19 protein-coding genes and 1 tRNA gene are annotated in these 18,360 nt (G+C 74.0%); 4 read left to right on the forward strand and 16 right to left on the reverse strand.

Going from position 1 to position 18,360, the window contains the following annotated elements; genetic code table 11:
• Positions 1 to 167 precede the first annotated feature (167 nt).
• From tsaD to tsaE, 4 genes are read right to left on the reverse strand one after another with little or no spacing between them, the layout of a single operon-like run.
• Complete coding sequence (gene tsaD, locus VGP36_07375) at positions 168 to 1,163, reverse strand: tRNA (adenosine(37)-N6)-threonylcarbamoyltransferase complex transferase subunit TsaD (GenBank protein ID HEV7654544.1); 996 nt, start codon at positions 1,161 to 1,163, stop codon at positions 168 to 170.
• Positions 1,160 to 1,750: an L-threonylcarbamoyladenylate synthase gene (locus VGP36_07380; GenBank protein HEV7654545.1), complete on the reverse strand. Its 591-nt coding sequence runs from the start codon at positions 1,748 to 1,750 to the stop codon at positions 1,160 to 1,162. The genes tsaD and VGP36_07380 overlap by 4 nt, the downstream gene beginning before the upstream one ends.
• Positions 1,743 to 2,426, reverse strand: a complete 684-nt coding sequence (gene tsaB, locus VGP36_07385; GenBank protein ID HEV7654546.1) for a tRNA (adenosine(37)-N6)-threonylcarbamoyltransferase complex dimerization subunit type 1 TsaB — start codon at positions 2,424 to 2,426, stop codon at positions 1,743 to 1,745. The genes VGP36_07380 and tsaB overlap by 8 nt, the downstream gene beginning before the upstream one ends.
• A complete protein-coding gene (gene tsaE, locus VGP36_07390) occupies positions 2,426 to 2,887 on the reverse strand; it encodes a tRNA (adenosine(37)-N6)-threonylcarbamoyltransferase complex ATPase subunit type 1 TsaE (protein ID HEV7654547.1) in 462 nt (153 codons plus the stop codon). Before tsaE ends, tsaB begins: the two co-directional genes overlap by 1 nt.
• Positions 2,888 to 3,069: 182 nt before the next feature.
• Between tsaE and VGP36_07395 the strand changes: the two genes are divergently transcribed.
• Positions 3,070 to 3,798 carry a BTAD domain-containing putative transcriptional regulator gene (locus VGP36_07395; GenBank protein ID HEV7654548.1) on the forward strand — a complete coding sequence of 243 codons (729 nt, stop codon included), beginning with the start codon at positions 3,070 to 3,072 and terminating at the stop codon, positions 3,796 to 3,798.
• 323 nt (positions 3,799 to 4,121) lie between these two features.
• On the opposite strand, the gene prmC is transcribed toward VGP36_07395, so the two are convergent.
• The 11 genes from prmC to argS form a co-directional block, all read right to left on the reverse strand.
• On the reverse strand, positions 4,122 to 4,949 hold the full coding sequence (prmC, locus tag VGP36_07400) for a peptide chain release factor N(5)-glutamine methyltransferase (protein ID HEV7654549.1): 828 nt from the start codon (positions 4,947 to 4,949) through the stop codon (positions 4,122 to 4,124).
• On the reverse strand, positions 4,936 to 6,009 hold the full coding sequence (gene prfA / locus VGP36_07405) for a peptide chain release factor 1 (protein ID HEV7654550.1): 1,074 nt from the start codon (positions 6,007 to 6,009) through the stop codon (positions 4,936 to 4,938). The genes prmC and prfA overlap by 14 nt, the downstream gene beginning before the upstream one ends.
• A gap of 61 nt (positions 6,010 to 6,070) precedes the next feature.
• Complete coding sequence (rpmE, locus tag VGP36_07410; protein HEV7654551.1) at positions 6,071 to 6,295, reverse strand: 50S ribosomal protein L31; 225 nt, start codon at positions 6,293 to 6,295, stop codon at positions 6,071 to 6,073.
• A complete protein-coding gene (locus VGP36_07415) occupies positions 6,292 to 6,942 on the reverse strand; it encodes a GNAT family protein (GenBank protein ID HEV7654552.1) in 651 nt (216 codons plus the stop codon). The genes rpmE and VGP36_07415 overlap by 4 nt, the downstream gene beginning before the upstream one ends.
• Position 6,943: 1 nt before the next feature.
• Complete coding sequence (gene rho, locus VGP36_07420; GenBank protein ID HEV7654553.1) at positions 6,944 to 9,211, reverse strand: transcription termination factor Rho; 2,268 nt, start codon at positions 9,209 to 9,211, stop codon at positions 6,944 to 6,946.
• A gap of 417 nt (positions 9,212 to 9,628) precedes the next feature.
• The gene (thrB, locus tag VGP36_07425; GenBank protein HEV7654554.1) at positions 9,629 to 10,564 is read right to left on the reverse strand and encodes a homoserine kinase; all 936 of its coding nucleotides are present in this window, start codon (positions 10,562 to 10,564) and stop codon (positions 9,629 to 9,631) included.
• A 16-nt stretch (positions 10,565 to 10,580) separates the two neighbouring features.
• Complete coding sequence (gene thrC / locus VGP36_07430) at positions 10,581 to 11,624, reverse strand: threonine synthase (GenBank protein HEV7654555.1); 1,044 nt, start codon at positions 11,622 to 11,624, stop codon at positions 10,581 to 10,583.
• A gap of 26 nt (positions 11,625 to 11,650) precedes the next feature.
• A complete protein-coding gene (locus tag VGP36_07435) occupies positions 11,651 to 12,916 on the reverse strand; it encodes a homoserine dehydrogenase (protein ID HEV7654556.1) in 1,266 nt (421 codons plus the stop codon).
• Complete coding sequence (locus VGP36_07440) at positions 12,913 to 13,074, reverse strand: hypothetical protein (GenBank protein ID HEV7654557.1); 162 nt, start codon at positions 13,072 to 13,074, stop codon at positions 12,913 to 12,915. The genes VGP36_07435 and VGP36_07440 overlap by 4 nt, the downstream gene beginning before the upstream one ends.
• Positions 13,074 to 14,396 carry a diaminopimelate decarboxylase gene (gene lysA, locus VGP36_07445; protein ID HEV7654558.1) on the reverse strand — a complete coding sequence of 441 codons (1,323 nt, stop codon included), beginning with the start codon at positions 14,394 to 14,396 and terminating at the stop codon, positions 13,074 to 13,076. Before lysA ends, VGP36_07440 begins: the two co-directional genes overlap by 1 nt.
• A gap of 124 nt (positions 14,397 to 14,520) precedes the next feature.
• Positions 14,521 to 16,176, reverse strand: coding sequence for an arginine--tRNA ligase (gene argS / locus VGP36_07450; GenBank protein ID HEV7654559.1), 1,656 nt, complete (start codon positions 16,174 to 16,176; stop codon positions 14,521 to 14,523).
• A gap of 202 nt (positions 16,177 to 16,378) precedes the next feature.
• Here argS and VGP36_07455 point away from each other — a divergent pair, with 202 nt between their 5' ends.
• The gene (locus VGP36_07455; protein ID HEV7654560.1) at positions 16,379 to 17,029 is read left to right on the forward strand and encodes a DUF3105 domain-containing protein; all 651 of its coding nucleotides are present in this window, start codon (positions 16,379 to 16,381) and stop codon (positions 17,027 to 17,029) included.
• Positions 17,030 to 17,090: 61 nt separating this feature from the next.
• Positions 17,091 to 17,756: a DUF305 domain-containing protein gene (locus tag VGP36_07460; protein ID HEV7654561.1), complete on the forward strand. Its 666-nt coding sequence runs from the start codon at positions 17,091 to 17,093 to the stop codon at positions 17,754 to 17,756.
• A 70-nt stretch (positions 17,757 to 17,826) separates the two neighbouring features.
• Here the strand turns inward: VGP36_07460 and VGP36_07465 are convergent, their stop codons facing one another.
• Positions 17,827 to 18,213, reverse strand: a complete 387-nt coding sequence (locus VGP36_07465; protein ID HEV7654562.1) for a response regulator — start codon at positions 18,211 to 18,213, stop codon at positions 17,827 to 17,829.
• Positions 18,214 to 18,287: 74 nt separating this feature from the next.
• Between VGP36_07465 and VGP36_07470 the strand changes: the two genes are divergently transcribed.
• A tRNA-Arg gene (locus VGP36_07470) sits at positions 18,288 to 18,359 on the forward strand.
• Position 18,360 lies beyond the last annotated feature (1 nt).

Consider the following 18,360-nt stretch of genomic DNA (forward strand, 5'->3'; position numbering starts at 1 on the left):
CTGGCGGCCAGCGCGTCGACGGCGGCGGGCTGGAAGGCGTCGGCGGCCAGCCCGTACGAGGCGTCGACCGGCATCACGACCAGCTCGCCGCGGCGGATCGAGTCGACCGCGGAGGCCAGGCCCTCGGCCCGCTCGGCCGCGTCGGCGCAGTTGAAGACCAGAGACACTTAGAGACTCTCGATCGAGAGGGACGTGGTGGCGAGCGCCGGCAGCTGCTCGCCCGCGGCCAGGTAGTCCCAGGTCGCCATCGCGATCATCGCGCCGTTGTCGGTGGACCAGCGCAGCGGGGGCAGGCTCAGGCGTACGCCGGCCTCGGCGCACAGCTGCGCCGCCGCCTCCCGCAGCGGCGGGCTGGCCGCCACCCCGCCGACGATCACCAGGCACTTCGACGGGTTCTCGGCCAGCGCCTTGCGGCACTTGGCCACCAGCACCTCCAGCACCGCGGCCACGAAGCTGGCCGCGACGTCGGCCGGCGGCGCGTCCGGGTTCGCGGCCAGGAACCGCTCGACCGCCGACTTCAGCCCGGAGAAGGAGAAGTTCAGCCCGTCGGCCAGCATCGGCCGGGGGAACGGGAACACCGGCCTCCCGGTGGCCGCCAGCCTGTCCACCACCGGGCCGCCGGGGTAGCCGAGGCCGAGCATCCGGGCGACCTTGTCGTACGCCTCCCCCACCGAGTCGTCCACAGTGGACCCGAGCAGGGTGATCGTGGCCGGGTCGGCCATCCCGGCCAGGAACGTGTGCCCGCCGGAGACCAGCAGGATCGTGGCCGGGTAGTCGACCCGGCGCTCCTCCAGGTCCGCGCTGCGCAGGTGCCCGCGCAGGTGGTTGATGCCGAGCACCGGCACGCCCCAGCCCTGGCCGAGGCCGGCCGCGGTGCTGACGCCGACCATGAGCGAGCCGATCAGGCCGGGGCCGCGGGTGACGCCGATGGCCCGCAGCGTGCGCGGGTCCACCCCGGAGTCCTCCAGCACCATCCGTACGGTCGGCAGGATCTTCTCGACGTGGGCCCGGCTGGCCAGCTCCGGGTAGACGCCGCCGTAACGGTTGTGCAGCGCGACCTGGGACGCGGTCGAGGCGGCGATCACCTGCCCGGCCGGGTCGACCAGCGCGACCGACGTGTCGTCGCAGGACGTCTCGATCCCCAGCACGAGATCGGCGGTCATGCCAGCACCTTCTGGATCTGCTCGGCCGGGACGGCGCCGACCCGCTCGACCGCGGGGGCCGGCAGGTTGCAGTTCACCAGCGTGGACGGGACCGTCGCCCGGTCGCCGCCGTCGATGGCGAGGTCGGGCGCGCCGTCGAGCTGGTCGAGCACCTGCCGCATCGACTCCGGCGTCTCCTGCGCGTGCAGGTTGGCGCTGGTCACCAGCAGCGGCCCGGCCTGGCGCAGCACGTCGAGCAGGAACACGTCGTCCGGGATCCGGATCGCGATCTCGTCCCGCCCGGCCAGCCAGGCCGGCGCCCGCTCCGGGTCCAGCCCGAGGGCCAGCGTGAGCGGGCCGGGCGAGAACGCGGCCAGCAGCCGCCGGGCCGCCCCGGTCACCCGCGCGCCCAGCGCCTCGGCCTGGTCCGGCGAGGCGACCATGATCGGCAGGTTGCGGGACAGCGGCCGCCGCTTCATCGCGAACAGCCGGGCCAGCGAGTCGGCGCCGTGCTCGGGGTGGACGGCCAGGCCGTACACGGTGTCGGTGGGCAGCAGCACGATCCCGCCGGCCCGCAGGGTCTCGACCGCCGGGGCCGGGTCAGTCATCGGTGCCTGTGCCTTCCGGGCCGCCGTCGTCGGCGACCTCCGAGCCGCCGAAGCGCGGCGAGGTGTCGGTCAGCGGGGACGCGGCGCGCTCCCGGGTCGGGTCGAGGGTGGGCCGGCCGGCGGTGACCCGGCGCAGCACCCGGACGTCGGGGCCGGTGAGGCCGGAGTCCTTCACCACCACCCCGGGCAGCAGCTCGGCGGCCTCGGTCCGGAAGTCGCCGGCCAGCACGACCTCGGGCCCGCCGGCCAGCGCGACCACCTCGGCCAGCGGGCCGTGCCGGTAGGTCGCGGTCCCGCCGGCGAACCAGCCGCCGTACGCGCGGCCGGCGCCGGCGTTGCGCAGGCAGAGCACCGGCACGGCCGGGCCCGCCTGCGCGGCCATCAGCTCCAGCGAGTCCGCGGTGGCGACGCCGATGCCGAGCGCGAAGGCCAGGCCGTTGCCGTACGCGACCCCGGTCCGGACCGCGGCCAGGTTGCCCGGCCCGACGTCGACGGCGATCCGGCCGAGGTCGGCGAAGCCCCGGCCCGCCTCGGCGAGCAGCCCGGCCACCAGCCCGGGCAGGTCGCGCTGCTGCGGCGGCACGCCCTCCAGCGCCCGGACGGCGACGACCTCGTCGTCGGTGGCGAGAGCGGCGGCGAAGGTCGCGGTGGAGGTCTCGAGGGCCAGCGTCAGCATCAGACGGCCTCGGCCAGCAGCGTGCTCTCGATCAGCCCCGGTACGCCGGCCCAGCGCGGCCCGTGCGCGGTCACCGTGATCGCGCGGCTGGTCTCCCCGGCCGGCTCCAGCGTGATCGCGAGGTGCTCGGGCAGCTCGCCCTCGACCAGGCCGCCCCACTCGACCAGCGTCACCGAGTCGGCCAGCTGCTCGTCCAGCCCGAGGTCGCGGAACTCGGCCACCGCGGCGAGCCGGTAGGTGTCGAGGTGCAGCACCGGCACCCGCCCGCCGGCGTAGAACTGGGCCAGCATGAACGTCGGGCTGGTCACCTGGTCCGGCGAGCCGAGCGCGGCCGCGGCGGCGGTGACGAACGTGGTCTTGCCGGCGGCCAGGTCGCCGTACAGGAGCACGACGTCACCGGCGCGCAGCTGCCCGGCGACCGCGACGGCGACCCGGGCCGTACGGTGGGGCGAGTCGGCCACCACGCGGAAGCTGTCTGTAGTCATTTCTCCGCGCTGAGTCCTCATCTGGTCTTCTGGAAGCCCCGAGGATACGACGAGGTCTCGAATGGGTTGCCCTAAGGGGCAGTTCCTGCTCGAAGACCAACTTATCCGGCTTCTGAAGCGTCCCACCCCACGAAGGCTTTTCTCGGGTGGGGAGAGACATGACCGGATCCATACGGGTCGGGGTTCTCGGGTCACTGTCCGTGCAGGTCGGGACCCGGCCACAGGAAGCGCCACGCGCGGAGGTGGTCCGCGGTCTGTTCGGCGTGCTGCTGCTCGCGGGTCGCGAGCCGCTGTCCGTCGACCGGCTCATCTCGGTGGTGTGGGACGACCGGGCCGGGCACACCCGGCCGGCGTCGGTGCACGTGGCCGTGACCCGGCTGCGCGGGTGGCTCGACGAGGTCGGCCTGGCGGCCGAGGTCCGCCGGGAAGGCTGCGGCTACCGGCTGGTGCACGACTTCGACCTCGATCTCGACCGGCTGGGCGAGCCGGGCGCGCCGGAGGAACCGGCGGCGGAGCGGTGCCTGCGGCTGGCCGCGGCGCTGGACCGCTACCGCGGGCCCGTGCTGGCCGACGTCATCCGGCTCGGCCGGTCCGACCCGCTCGTGCTCGGGGCCGAGCGGCTGGTGCTGCGGCGCTGCCTGGAGCTGGCCGACGTGGCCGAGGCGACCGGGCGGCCGGAGCTGGGGATCGGGCCGCTGGAGACCTACACCTCCTGCGACCCGTACGAGGAGATGGTGCAGGCGCGGCTGGTCGAGCTGCTCGCCGCGGCCGGGCGGCCGGACGCGGCGCTGGTGCGCTACGAGCAGGCCCGGGCGCTGCTGGCGGCCGAGCTCGGCGTCCCGCCCTGCCCCCGGCTGCGCCGGGCGGCGCTCCGGGTCGCGGCCTGAGACCCGGGTCGCGGCGCCCGGTCGTCCCCGGGGCGCCGCGACCCGACCCGGGCCCGCCCCGGCCGGCCGCGCCCGCCGCGCTGGTCGTCCAGGACAGCCGCGCCGGTGAGATTCGTGGTCACCATGGCCGCGGTCGCCGCCGGATCGGCGTCGGCGCCGGGGTCGGTGAGCAGGACGCCCGCGTGGCGACGACGAGGTCGGGTCGCCCGAGCCGGTCCCGTACGGTCGCCGCGGCGCCGGCCGGTTGCCCGGGATCGGCGACGTCCACCGGCACGGCCAGCCCGCCGCACCCGGCCGCCAGGGCTGGGGCGGACTCGGGACGATCAGATCCTGCGGGCAGTGGTGAAGCGGGCCCGGCCGACCAGGTCGGGATGATCCTCCACCTCGGCCCAGCCGGCCCGCGCGAACACCGCCGGCACCGACTCGCCCTGCAGGTCGGCGTGCTCGACGGCGACCAGCCCGCCCGGCCCGAGCAGCCGGGCCGCGGCCCGCTCGACCGCCCGTACGGTGACCAGACCGTCCTCGCCGCCCCACAACGCGGCCGGCGGGTCGTGCTCGGCCACCTCCCGCTCCACCCCGGCGGCCCCGACCGGGATGTACGGCGGGTTCGCCGTGACCAGGTCCACGGTCCCGTCCAGCGCTGCCAGCACGGACGGGTCGGCCACGTCGCCCCGGTGCAGGGTCACCGGCAGCCCGGTCCGGGTCACGTTGCGCGCGGCCCAGGCCAGCGCGTGCTCCTCCAGCTCGACCGCGTGCACCCGGACGCCCGGGGCCTCGTCCGCGATCGCCAGCGCGATCGCCGCGGACCCGGCGCAGAGGTCGACCACCAGGTCCCCGGGCGCGAGCCGGGCCAGCGCCCAGTCGACGAGCACCTCGGTCTCCGGCCGCGGGATGAACACCCCGGGCCCGACCGCCAGCTCCAGCCGCCGGAAGCCGGCCACCCCGGTCAGGTGCTGCAGCGGCACCCGGGCGGCCCGCTCCCGGACCAGCTCCGCGTACCGGCCGGCGGCATCGGCCGGCAGTCGGTCCAGCAGGACCAGCCGGGACCGCGGGACTCCCAGCACGTGCGCGGCCAGCTCCTCGGCGTCGTGGCGCGGGCTGGCGACCCCGGCGTCGGCCAGCAGCCGGGTGGCGGCCCTAACTTCCCGCATCGCCGCGCAGCAGCGCGTCCGTGTCGGCCTTCTCCAGCGCCGCGATCACGTCCTCCAGGCTGCCGTCGAGGACCTGGTCCAGGTTGTAGGCCTTGTAGCCGACCCGGTGGTCGGAGATCCGGTTCTCCGGGAAGTTGTACGTTCGCACCCGCTCGCTGCGGTCGACCGTACGGACCTGGGAGCGGCGGGCGTCGGAGGCCTCCTTGTCCGCCTCCTCCTGCGCCAGCGCGAGCAGCCGGGACCGCAGCACGCGCAGGCCGGCCTCCCGGTTCTGCAACTGCGATTTCTCGTTCTGCATCGAGACCACGGTGCCGGTCGGCACGTGCGTGATCCGGACGGCCGAGTCGGTGGTGTTCACGCTCTGGCCGCCCGGGCCGGAGGAGCGGTAGACGTCGATGCGCAGGTCGGACGGGTCGATCTGGACGTCGACCTCCTCGGCCTCGGGCAGCACGAGCACGCCGGCGGCGCTGGTGTGGATGCGGCCCTGCGACTCGGTCGCGGGCACCCGCTGCACCCGGTGCACCCCGCCCTCGTACTTCAGGTGCCGCCACACGCCCGCATCGGCCTTGCCGCGCATCGCGACGGTGACGTCCTTGTAGCCGCCGAGGTCGGACTGCTCGGAGTCGAGGACCTCGGTCTTCCAGCCCTGCCGCTCGGCGTAGCGCAGGTACATCCGCAGCAGGTCGCCCGCGAACAACGCCGACTCGTCGCCGCCCTCACCGGCCTTGACCTGCAGGATCACGTCCTTGCCGTCGTTCGGGTCGCGGGGCAGCAGCAGCTCCCGCAGCTTCTCCTGCAGCGCCGTCTCGCGGGTCGCGAGCTCGGTGGCCTCGACCGCGAACGACGCGTCCTCGCCGGCCAGCTCACGCGCGGTGGCCAGGTCGCCCTGGGTCGCCTCGAGCTGGCGCGCGGTCTCCACGATCTGGCCCAGCTCGGCGTACCGCCGGCCGAGCCGCCGGGCCAGCGCCTGGTCGGTGTGCACGGACGGGTCGGCGAGCCTGCGCTCCAGCTCGGCGTGCTCGGCGAGCAGCGCGGGCAGGCTCTCCGGGGTTTCCATGATCATCTCCTGATACGGCAACGGCGCCCGCTCCCGTCTGAGGGAGTGGGCGCCGTCGGGGTAGCTAGTTGCTGCCGGTGCGCGTCCGCTTGCCGTAGCGCTGCTCGAACCGGGCCACACGGCCGCCGGTGTCGAGGATCTTCTGCTTGCCCGTGTAGAACGGGTGGCACTGCGAGCAGACGTCGGCGTGGATGACGCCGTTGGGAGCGGTGCTCCGCGTCGTGAACGTGGACCCGCAGGAGCAGGTCACAGTCGTCTCGACGTAGTCAGGGTGGATTCCGGGCTTCACGAATGGGTCCTCTCGTCGGTGGCCGCCGGGTCGCCGGGTCGTACGTGGCGTGAACCGGAGCCGAGGTCGTGCGACAGTGTGCCAGATCGGCGCACTGCCTCCTGAACAGTGCCTCCGGCCTGGGGATTCCCGGCCGGGGCGAGCGCGGCCATGCAGATCACGTCGTGCCGTAGGCCGTCCCAGAGCAGGCCGCCGCGCTTGACCCCCTCGACCGTGAAACCGCTCTTCGCGTACGACTTCTGGGCCCGGAGGTTGAAGTCGAAGACCTCCAGCTCGACCCGGTACAGACCGAGCTCGCCGAACGCGAAGTCCAGCGCCAGCCCGGTCGCCTCGGTGCCGAGGCCCTGGCCGAGCCTCCGCTCCAGGGCGATCCGCCAGCTCGCCGACCGGTTGTCCTCGTCGATGTGGTTCAGCGCGCAGTCGCCGAGCCAGCCGCCGCCGTCGGCGTCGACGATCGCCCAGTCGTACCGGTCCGGGGCCTCGGCCCGGCTCCGGCACCACTGCTCGATGTCGACCCGGGTGAAGCTCCGGTGCGTCCCGGTGAGCCGGAGCGCCTCCGGGTCCTGCACGGCCCGCAACTGGTCGTCCACGTCCCGCTCGTCGAGCGGCCGGAGAGTGACCCGCGGGCCTTGCAGGACCTTGATCAACTCAGTCCTGGCCCGGCGTGGACTTCGCGATCTGCATCAGGAACTCGATGTTGGTCCGGCTCTGCTTGAGCCGGTCCAGCAGCAGCTCGATCGCCGACTCCGGGTCCAGCGCGTTGAGCACCCGGCGCAGCTTGTGCACGATCGCCAGCTCGTCCGGCGCCAGCAGGATCTCCTCCTTGCGGGTGCTGGACTGGATCACGTCCACCGCCGGGAAGACCCGCTTGTTGGCGATCTTGCGGGAGAGGATGAGCTCGGCGTTACCGGTGCCCTTGAACTCCTCGAAGATCACGGTGTCCATCGTCGACCCGGTCTCGATCAGTGCGGTCGCCAGGATGGTCAGCGAGCCGCCGTTCTCGATGTTGCGGGCCGCGCCGAGGAACCGCTTCGGCGGGTAGAGCGCGGTCGAGTCGACACCACCGGACAGGATCCGGCCGGAGGCCGGCGCCGCCAGGTTGTACGCCCGGCCGAGCCGGGTGATGTTGTCCAGCAGCACGACCACGTCGTGGCCGAGCTCGACCAGCCGCTTCGCCCGCTCGATCGACAGCTCCGCGACCGTGGTGTGGTCCGTCGGCGGCCGGTCGAACGTGCTCGCGATCACCTCGCCCTTCACCGCGCGCTGCATGTCGGTGACCTCCTCCGGCCGCTCGTCCACGAGGACGACCATGAGGTGGCATTCCGGGTTGTTCGTGGTGACCGCGTTGGCGATGGCCTGCATGATCATGGTCTTGCCGGCCTTCGGCGGGCTGACGATCAGCGCCCGCTGGCCCTTGCCGATCGGCATGACCAGGTCGATCACGCGCGGGGTGAGCAGGTGCGGCTCCGTCTCCAGCCGCAGGCGGTCCTGCGGGTAGAGCGGGGTCAGCTTCATGAACTCGGGCCGGTTCTTGGCCTGCTCCGGGTCCATCCCGTTGATCGTGTCCAGCCGGACCAGCGCGTTGTACTTGTCGCGCCGCTCCCCCTCGCGCGGCTGCTTCACCGCGCCGGTGACCGCGTCGCCGCGGCGCAGGCCGTGCCGGCGGACCTGGGCGAGGGAGACGTACACGTCGTTCGGACCGGTCAGGTAGCCGGAGGTCCGGACGAACGCGTAGTTGTCGAGGATGTCGAGGATGCCGGCGACCGGCAGCAGGACGTCGTCCTCGGAGATGGTCGGCTCGACCTGGTCGCCGGCGAAGCGTTCGCCGGTGCCCCCGGTACGGCCGCGGCGGTTGCGGTCGCGGAACCGGCCGCGCCGGCGGGAGCCGCCGCGCCCGTCGAAGTCGTCGTCGTCATCCGCGGGGCCGTTGCGGGTGTCGTTCCGGTTCTCGTTCCGGTTCTCGTTCCGGCCGTCGGTGCGGGTGGCCCGGTTGTCGGTGCGGTTGTCGGTGCGGTTGTCGTTGCCGCCGCCCTGGGCCGCGCGCTGGTCGGTGCGCTCGCGGCGCCGGCTGTCGGTGCGGCCACCGTCACCCTGCTCGCCGTCGCCCTGCTCGGACCGGTCGGTACGGTCGGCGCGGGTCTCGGTGCGGTCGCGGCGCCGGGTGTCGGTACGGCCACCGTCACCCTGCTCGCCGTCGCCCGCCTCGGACCGGTCGGTGCGCTCGGCGCGGCGCCGGGTGTCGGTACGGCCACCCTCGCCCTGCTCGCCGTCGCCCGCCTCGGACCGGTCGGTGCGGCTGTCGGTGCGCTCGCGGCGCGGGCCGCGCTCGCCCTCGGGGCGGTCGCCGGCCGGTCGGTCGCCCTCGGTCCGGGTCCCGCTGTCACCCTCGGCGCGGCCGGAACCCTCGGTACGGGTACGGCCCTCGCCGCGCTCCCGGCGAGCCGGACGCTCGGAGGCCGGACGCTCGGTAGCCGGACGCTCGGTAGCCGGACGGTCACCGGACGGCCGCTCGGTGACGGGCGCCTCGGGTGCAGCCGTGCCGGTCGCAGCCGTGCCGGTCGCAGCCGTGTCGGTCGCAGCCGTGTCGGTCGCGGCGGTGTCGCTCGTGGTCACCGCCTCCGGGCTGCCGGCAGGCCGGCTGGCGGTACGCCGCTGCCGGGTCCGGGCCGGCGGCGCGGACGCCGCGGCCGCCGGAACGGCGTCCGGCTGCCCGGTCGCGGGGAGGGTGATGGTCGAGGTGCCGCTGCCCAGCGGCAGCTGGTCCTGCGCCGGCGCAGTGCTGGCGGCAGCGCCCTGACCGGCGCCGTTACCACCCTGCTTGGCCTGGATGGCGGCGACCAGCTCGCCCTTGCGCATCCGGCCGGTGCCGGTGATGCCGAGCGAGGCGGCGAGGCCCTGGAGCTCGGGCAGCAGCATGCCGGACAGTCCGGCAGCACGGCGGCGCGGGCGGGTCTCGGTGGCCTGAGCGGTGCTCGGGCCGGGCTCGGCGGCCTGACCGGAATCGGTCAGGAAGTCCGTGGTGTCGCTCACGGTTGTTGTCCCTTCGTCGGCCGGGATCAACCGCGGCCGGGGTCGAACTACCGGCCGTTCCGGCCGGTGAAGGTCCGCCTCGCGGCGAACGGTGTGGCAGCCTCGCTGAAACTCCTCAGAGAACCCGGGGAACTCTGTGAAGGACGGGACAACGGGCCCAGCTCTGGTTAAGCACCAATCTGCGATGCAGGAACCCAGAGACCCCGCCGAAGGCGCACCCTCGGGCGGCTGGTGACCAGAAGCCTAGACGCTGTGCTGCCACACGGGCAACAACAACCCCCATCAGCGTGTTCCCGCAGGTCTTCAGCCGGCCAGGGCGAGCTGGGTGGCGCCGCCGTGGTCGACCGGCAGCACCTCCATCGCCCACCCCCGGGGCGTGTACGACGAGAGGTCGTCGGCGGCCCCGGCGAACGCCAGCACCGACGGCCCCGCCCCGGACACCACGGCCGGTACGGCGTCCGCCCGCAAGGCCTCCACCAGCCCGGCCGTCCGGGCCTGGGCCGGCGCCCGGTACGGCTGGTGCAGCCGGTCCTCGGTCGCCGTGAGCAGCAACGAGGGCTCGGCCGCGAGCGCGTGCACGAGCAGCGCCGAGCGGGCGGCGTTCCGCGCGGCGTCCGCGTGCGGCACGGTCTCGGGCAGCAGCTTGCGGGCCTTGGCCGTGGACGAGGTGGTGCTCGGCACGAACACCACCGGCCGCAGCGCCGGGCTGACCGGCAGCCGGATCGCCTGGGCCGGGCCGTCGGCCGGGGTCCAGGCCAGGGTCAGGCCGCCGAGCAGGCAGGCGGCCACGTTGTCGGGGTGGCCCTCCAGCTCGGCCGCGAGCCCGAGCAGCGCGTCGTCGTCGAGGGTCTCCTCGCCGCCGAGCACCAGCGCGCGGGCGGCCGTGAGCCCGGCCACGATCGCGGCCGCGGACGAGCCGAGCCCGCGGCTGTGCGGGATCCGGTTCGCGCAGACCACCTCGAGCCCGCGCGGCTGGCCGCCGAGCGCGTCGAACCCGGCCTGCAGGGCCCGGACGACGAGGTGTCGGCGGGTCCGCGGGACGCTGTCGGCGCCCTCGCCGGCCACGTCGACGTACAGGCCCTCCTCGGCGACGCGGACCACGACGTCGTCGTAGAGACCGAGGGCGAGGCCGAGCGCGTCGAAGCCGGGGCCGAGGTTCGCGCTCGTCGCGGGCACCCGTACCCGCACCGGGGCGGCCCGGAACGCCACCCGGGACGCCCGTGTCACCGCTCTCGCCACCGCGGCAGGCTACCGGTCAGGCCAGGCCGAGCGATGCTGCGGCGGCGGTCGCGTCGACGGGGACCGTCACCGGGGCCGGCGCACCGGAGATCGCCCAGTCCGGGTCCTTGAGCCCGTTGCCGGTGACCGTGCAGACCACGGTCCGGCCCGGCTCCAGCCCCGCGGTGAGCAGCCCGGCCACGCTGGCGGCCGAGGCCGGCTCCACGAACACGCCCTCGGACCGGGCCAGCAGCCGGTACGCGGAGAGGATCTCCCGGTCTGTCACCGCGGTGATCGACCCGCCGGACTCGTCCCGAGCGGCCACCGCCTGGGCCCAGGACGCCGGGTTGCCGATCCGGATCGCGGTCGCGATCGTGGTCGGGCGCGGTACCGGGACCCCGGTCACGATCGGCGCGGCCCCGGCGGCCTGGAAGCCGAGCATCCGCGGGCGCCCCCGCTCGTACTCGGTGTAGCCCTTCCAGTACGCCGTGATGTTGCCGGCGTTGCCGACCGGCAGGCAGTGCACGTCCGGGGCCCGGCCGAGCACGTCGCAGATCTCGAACGCGGCCGTCTTCTGGCCCTCGATCCGGTCCGGGTTCACCGAGTTGACCAGCGTGACCGGGTAGTTCTCGGACAGCTCGCGGGCAACCGTGAGGCAGTCGTCGAAGCCGCCGTCGACCTGCAGCAGCTTCGCGCCGTGCACCAGCGCCTGGGCCAGCTTGCCGAGCGCGATCTTGCCCGCCGGCACCAGCACCGCGCAGGTCAGCCCGGCCCGCACCGCGTACGCCGCGGCCGCGGCCGAGGTGTTGCCGGTGCTGGCGCAGATGACGGCCTGCGACCCGGCCGCGAGCGCCTGCGTGATCGCCACCGTCATGCCGCGGTCCTTGAACGACCCGGTCGGGTTCAGCCCCTCGACCTTGAGCCAGACGTCGCAGCCGGTCCTCGCCGACAGCGTCGGGGCCGGCAGCAGCGGCGTACCGCCCTCGAGCAGCGTCACCACCCGGGTGCCGGCCTCGACCGGCAGCCGGTCCCGGTACGCCTCGATCACGCCCGGCCATCCGATGGAACGAGTCGCCTCGATGGTCACCCGAAGAGAGTAGCGAGCGTTCAGCCCTGTTCGACGCGCATTACGGAGGCGACCTCGCGGACGATGGGGAGGTTGCGCAGGTCCTCGACGGTGGCGGCGAGGGCCGCGTCCGGCGCGGTGTGGGTGACCAGGACGAGCGTCGCGTCGTCGCCGCGGCCGGACTGGCGGACCGTGGAGATGCTCACCTCGTGGGCCGCGAACGCCAGCGCGACGGAGGCCAGCACGCCCGGCCGGTCGGCCACGTCGAGGGAGATGTGGTAGCGCGTCGGCGACTCCCCCACCGGCCGCACCCGCAGGTCCGCGTACGCCGACTCGCCCGCGCCGCGACCCCCGGACAGCCGGTTGCGGGCCACCGCGACCAGGTCGCCGAGCACCGCGGAGGCGGTCGGGGCACCGCCGGCGCCGCGGCCGTAGAACATCAGCTGCCCGGCCGCCTCGGCCTCGACGTACACGGCGTTGAAGGCGTCGCCGACGCTGGCCAGCGGGTGCGTCCGCGGGATCATCGCCGGGTGCACCCGGACCCCGACGGAGTCCTCGGTCCGGTCGCAGATCGCCAGCAGCTTGACCGTGCAGCCCATCGCCCGGGCCGAGGCGACGTCGGCGGCGGTCACGGCCGAGATGCCCTCGCGGTAGACGTCGGCGGCGGTGACCCGGGTGTGGAAAGCCAGCCCGGCCAGGATCGCGGCCTTGGAGGCGGCGTCGAAGCCGTCCACGTCGGCGGTCGGGTCGGCCTCCGCGTACCCCAGGGCGGTGGCCTCGGCCAGCGCGTCGGCGAACCCGGCTCCGGTCGAGTCCATCCGGGACAGCACGAAGTTGGTGGTGCCGTTGACGATGCCGAGCACCCGGTTGATCCGGTCGCCGGCCAGCGACTCCCGCAGCGGGCGCAGCAGCGGGATCGCGCCGGCCACGGAGGCCTCGTAGTAGAGGTCGACGCCGGCGTCGCGGGCGGCCGCGTGCAGGGTCGCGCCGTCCTCGGCCAGCAGCGCCTTGTTCGCGGTCACCACCGACTTGCCGGACTTCATCGCCGACAGCAGCAGCGTGCGGGCCGGCTCGAGGCCGCCGATCACCTCGACCACGACGTCCACGTCCGGACGCTCGACCAGCGACTGCGCGTCGGTGGTGAGCAGCTCCGCCGGGATGCCGGGGTGCCGGCCCGGGCGGCGCACGGCGATGCCGACCACCTCCAACGGCGAGCCGACGCGGGCGGTGAGGTCGGCGGCCTGCTCGTCGAGCAGCCGGACGACCTCGCTGCCCACGGTGCCGCAGCCGAGCAGCGCGACCCTCACCGGCGCCGCCGGAAGATCACGCCGAACACGAGCCAGACGACGACGATGCCGGCGACGAGGGTGGCGACGATCGAGCCGCCGCCCTCGCCGGTCGTGGCCAGCAGGATCACGAGCAGGGCCAGGATCACGAGCAGCCAGGTGCTGCGGTTGCGGGTCATCAGGGCACGTCCAGCCGGAGCAGGTCCTCGACGGTCTCCCGCCGGACCACCAGCCGGGAGGCGCGGTCGGCGACCGCGACCACCGGTGGGCGGGGCTGGTGGTTGTAGTTGCTGGCCAGCGCCCGGCAGTACGCCCCGGTGGCCGCGACCGCGACCAGGTCGCCCGGCACGACGTCGCCGGGCAGCCAGGTGTCGCGCACGACGATGTCCCCGCTCTCGCAGTGCTTCCCGACGACGCGGCTGAGCATCGGTGGCACCTCGCTGACGCGGGAGGCGAGCACGCAGGTGTACTGCGCGTCGTACAGGGCGGTGCGGATGTTGTCGCTCATGCCGCCGTCGACGGAGACGTACCGCCGGTGCGGGGTGTCCTTGACCGTGCCGACCTCGTAGATCGTGATCGCGGCCGGACCGGCGATCGCGCGGCCCGGCTCGACCGCGAGCTTCGGCGTCTCCAGCCCGGCCGCGCGGCACTCGCGGGCCACGATGTCACGCATCGAGGCCGCCAGCGCCGGCACGTCCATCGGCGTGTCCGCCGACGTGTACGCGATGCCGAACCCACCCCCGAGGTCCAGGTACGCCGGCGACGCGTCCAGCTCGTCCCGCAGCCGGACCAGCAGCGCCACCGCCCGGTGCGCGGAGATCTCGAAGCCGGAGGTGTCGAAGATCTGCGAGCCAATGTGCGAGTGCACGCCGACCAGCTCCAGCGAGGGGTGGTCGAGAACCCGGCGGCAGGCCTCGAACGCGTCCCCGCCGGCGACCGAGAAGCCGAACTTCTGGTCCTCGTGCGCGGTCGCGATGAACTCGTGGGTGTGCGCCTCGACGCCGACCGTGGCCCGGACCAGCACCGGCTGCCGGACCCCGCGCTCCTCGGCCAGCCACGCGAGCCGGGCTATCTCCGCGTACGAGTCGACGACGACGCGGCCGACGCCGGACTCCAGGGCCTGCTCCAGCTCGGCGATCGACTTGTTGTTGCCGTGGAAGGCGATCCGGTCGACCGGGACGCCGGCCCGCAGCGCCGCGGCCAGCTCGCCGCCGGAGCAGACGTCGAGACCGAGGCCCTCCTCGGCGATCCAGCGCAGCGAGGCCAGCGAGCAGAACGCCTTGGCCGCGTAGTGCACGTCGGCACCCGCGAACGCCTGCACGAAGTCGCGGCAGCGGGACCGGAAGTCGGCCTCGTCCAGCACGTACGCCGGGGTGCCGTACTCGGTGGCCAGGTCGCGGACGTCCACCCCGCCGACGGTGAGCGCGCCGCCGTCGGCCCGGGTCGCCGTGCTCGGCCAGACCGTGGTCGCCAGCGCGGCCGGGTCGGCCGGCGGCGCCAGCAGGCTCGACGGCGACTCGGTGACGTCGGCGTGCAGGGCGCCGGCCTCGTGGGTCCTCACTGGCCCCGCTCCTCGGACAGGGCCCTCGTCGTTCCCCGCTCGCGCTGCGCGCGCTCGCGCTCGCTCACATCCGGTCCGGGGCGGAGACGCCGAGCAGGCCGAGACCGTTCTCCAGCACGATCCGGGTCGCCGCGCACAGCGCCAGCCGCGCGTGCACCAGCTCCGGCCCGGGCGAGTCGGGGTGGTCGCCCGGCAGCACCCGGCAGCCGTCGTAGAACCGGTGGTAGGTCCCGGCCAGCTCCTCCAGGTAGCGGGCCAGCCGGTGCGGCGCGCGCAGCTCGGCCGCGGTCGCGATCACCCGGGGGAACTCGCCCAGCGCCCGCAGCAGGTCGCCCTCCCGCTCGTGCGCGAGCAGGCCGTAGTCGATCGCATCCGGCGCCGGCAGCGTGACCCCGAGCTCGGCCGCGTTGCGGGCGATCGAGGCGAGCCGGGCGTGCGCGTACTGCACGTAGAAGACGGGGTTGTCGTTGGTGCGGCTGGCCCAGACGTCCACGTCGATGTCGATCGGCGAGTCCATCGACCAGCGCACCATCGCGTACCGGGTGGCGTCGGCGCCGATCAGGTCCAGCACCTCGTCCAGCAGGACCAGGTTGCCGGCCCGCCGGCTCATCCGGCCGCCCCGCAGGATGACCAGCTGGCCGATGATGATCTCGACGGTCTCGTCCGGGTCGTCGCCGAAGCCGGCCGCGATCGCCCGCATCCGGCCCACGTAGCCGTGGTGGTCGGCGCCGAGCAGGACGACCGCCCGGTCCGCGCCCCGCCGCCGCTTGTCGAGGTAGTACGCGCAGTCGGCGTTGAAGTAGGTCGGCCGGCCGTCGGAGCGGACCAGCACCCGGTCCTTGTCGTCGCCGAACTCCGTGGTCCGCAGCCAGACCGCACCGTCGGCCTCGAACACGTGACCCTGCGCCCGCAGCCGGTCGACGGCCTCGGTGATCTCGCCGTTCGCGTGCAGGGTCGCCTCGGAGAAGTAGACGTCGTACTCGACGCCGAAGCCGGCCAGCGATTTCTTGATCGAGGCCAGCATCAGCTCGATGCCCTCGGCCCGGAAGACCTCGGTCCGCTTCTCCTCCGGCTGTTCCAGCACGTCCGGGTTCGCCGCGACCACGGCGGCGGCGATCTCGTCGATGTAGCCGTCGGAGTAGCCGTTCTCCGGGGTCGGTGCGCCGGTCGCGGCGGCGACCAGGGAGGCGCTGAACCGGTCGATCTGGGCGCCGGCGTCGTTGAAGTAGTACTCCCGGGTCACCTCGGCGCCGGCCGCGGTGAGCAGCCGGGCCAGCGAGTCGCCGGTCGCGGCCCAGCGGGCGTGGGCCAGGTGCAGCGGGCCGGTCGGGTTGGCCGAGACGTACTCCAGGTTGAGGTGCCGGCCGGCCAGCACCTCTCCCCGCCCGTACGCCGGGCCCCGCTCCAGGACCCTCCGGATCAGCCCGGCCAGCGCGTCCTTGGCCAGCGTCACGTTGAGGAAGCCGGGGCCGGCGATGTCGACCCGGTCGATCTGCGCGTGCTCGCGCAGCCGGGCCGCGACCAGCTCCGCGACCTCCCGCGGGCGCCGGCCGGCCGGCTTGGCCAGCCGCAGCGCCACGTTGGTGGCGTAATCGCCGTGCTCGCGGGACTTCGGGCGCTCCACGACCACGCTGTCCGGGACCGGTACGGCCAGGTCGCCGGCCTCGACGGCGGCGCGGACGGCGCCGAGTACGGCGGCGGAGAGCTCCTCGGGGGTCACCTGGCCAATGCTACTGAGCGACCGGGGACGACCTCACAGCGCTTTAAGCCCGCGCCCGTACGATGTGGCTCGTCGTTGACCCCATTGGATCGAGAGCGCCCGGATGCCGCCGAAGAAGAAGACGACCACTCCTCGCAAGAGCACTCCGCCCGGACGGGCAGCCGGCGGGGGGCGATCCGGTCGCAAGCCGCCGCCGCCGATCATGGTGGCCAAGCCCAAGCCGTGGGGCCTGATCGCGCTCACCCTGGTCGTGGTGCTCTTCGCCGGTCTCGTCATCGGTTACGCGGTGTTCCGGGTCAACAAGTCCAACCAGAACAGCCCCGAGGCCAAGGCGAACGACGCCAAGGCCATCTCCGGCATGGTGGTGAAGGACTTCCCCAGCCGGAACCACGTGCAGGGCGTCGTGGCCTACACCGACAGCCCGCCGTTCGGGGGCGACCACGACCCGACCTGGGCCGACTGCAACGGAACGGTCTACCCGAGCCCGCTGCGCAACGAGAACGCGGTGCACATGCTGGAGCACGGCGCGGTCTGGGTGACCTACCAGCCCGACCTGGCCGCGGACCAGGTCGCGGCGCTGAAGAAGAAGGTCGACGGGATCGGCTACATGGCCATGAGCCCGTACCCGGGGCTCAAGACGGCGGTGTCGCTGCAGTCCTGGGGCCACCAGCTGTTCGTGACCAGCGCGTCCGATCCGCGGGTCGACCAGTTCATCACCGACCTGCGGCTGAACTCGTCGGTCACCCCGGAGTTCGGCGCGAGCTGTGCGAACCCGGACTTCAAGGCCAACCCGACCCCGCCGGACCCGACCACGTCGGGAGCGGCGCCGACGGCGACCTCGACGGCGGGCTGAGTTCTCCGCGGCAGGGCGTCGGCCCCGGCGCCCTGCAACCGGGAAGGTGGACACTGGAACCGTGGCGACCCTGGACCAGGACACCGAGACGGCCCCCGTCGAGTACGACTACCGGCGACCGCGCTGGCTGCTCGTCATCCTCGGGCTGGCCTGCGCGGTCGCGCTGCTGGCGGTGGGGGCGGCCGGGACGGTGCTGACCGGCTTCGGGACGAACAAGGCGCCCGCGGTCGACTCGGTCGACGCCGGCTTCGCGCGCGACATGGCCACCCACCACGGGCAGGCCGTGCAGATGGCGCAGGTCGTGCGGGACAACACCACCGACCCGGACGTCCGGCTGCTCGCCTTCGACATCGAGACCGGCCAGACCGCGCAGATCGGCCAGATGAACGGCTGGCTGCAGAGCTGGAACCAGACGCCGGAGACCGACATCCCGCAGATGGCGTGGATGGATCACACGATCGCGCCCGGGCAGCTCATGCCGGGCATGGCGACGACGGCCGAGCTGGCCAGGCTCAAGTCGCTGCGCGGGAAGGCGATGGACGTCTACTTCCTGCAGCTGATGATCCGCCACCACAAGGGCGGCCTGGAGATGGCGCAGTACGGCGCGGCGCACGCCTCCGAGTCCTACGTCCGGGACCTGGCCGGGAAGATCGTCATCGGCCAGCAGAACGAGGTCGTGACGATGGAGCAGATGCTCCGCGAACGCGGCGCCCAGCCCCTGAGCTGAACCGCCCGGCTCAGCCGGCGTCAGCCCGCCTCAGCCGGCGTCAGCCCGGCTCAGCCCGGCTCAGCCCGGCTCAGCCGGCGGAGGTGTCGGCGAGGCGGCGGACGGCGTCGACGACCTCGTCCGGGTCGAACGGTTTGGTCACGTAGGCGTCGGCGCCGGCGTCGCTCCCCCGGTCCAGGTCCGCGGGCCGCGTCCGCGCGCTGATCAGCACGATCCGGGCCCGGCTCGTCGCCGGATCCGTCCGCAGCCGCCGCGCGGCCGCGATCCCGTCCAGCCGCGGCATCATCACGTCCAGCGTGACCACGTCCGGATCGAGCTCCCGCGCCTTCTCCAGCGCGTCGAGCCCGTCCACGGCCTCGTGCACCTCGAACCCTTCGAGTTCGAGGTTGATCACGATCAACTGGCGGATGACGGCCTCGTCGTCGACGACCAGCACCCGGGGCGGACGCTCCGGCACGCCCGTCACCGTAGCCGGGATCCCCGCCGCGCACGGCACGCCGCACCGTCCTGCTAGTCTTTACCGGTCGCTGAGCCCCCGTAGCTCAGGGGATAGAGCACTGCCCTCCGGAGGCAGGGGCGCAGGTTCGAATCCTGCCGGGGGCAC

The organism is Mycobacteriales bacterium, assembly GCA_035995165.1.
GTDB lineage: Bacteria > Actinomycetota > Actinomycetes > Mycobacteriales > CADCTP01 > CADCTP01.

Coding starts and splice junctions, on each gene's coding strand:
- rho (HEV7654553.1), bottom strand. CDS start 9,211: ATGCTGCTGCCCGAGCTCCAGGGCCTCGCCGCCTCGCTCGGCATCACC.
- VGP36_07455 (HEV7654560.1), top strand. CDS start 16,379: ATGGTGGCCAAGCCCAAGCCGTGGGGCCTGATCGCGCTCACCCTGGTC.
- tsaD (HEV7654544.1), bottom strand. CDS start 1,163: ATGACCGCCGATCTCGTGCTGGGGATCGAGACGTCCTGCGACGACACG.
- VGP36_07380 (HEV7654545.1), bottom strand. CDS start 1,750: ATGACTGACCCGGCCCCGGCGGTCGAGACCCTGCGGGCCGGCGGGATC.
- prmC (HEV7654549.1), bottom strand. CDS start 4,949: ATGCGGGAAGTTAGGGCCGCCACCCGGCTGCTGGCCGACGCCGGGGTC.
- tsaB (HEV7654546.1), bottom strand. CDS start 2,426: ATGCTGACGCTGGCCCTCGAGACCTCCACCGCGACCTTCGCCGCCGCT.
- VGP36_07440 (HEV7654557.1), bottom strand. CDS start 13,074: ATGACCCGCAACCGCAGCACCTGGCTGCTCGTGATCCTGGCCCTGCTC.
- VGP36_07395 (HEV7654548.1), top strand. CDS start 3,070: ATGACCGGATCCATACGGGTCGGGGTTCTCGGGTCACTGTCCGTGCAG.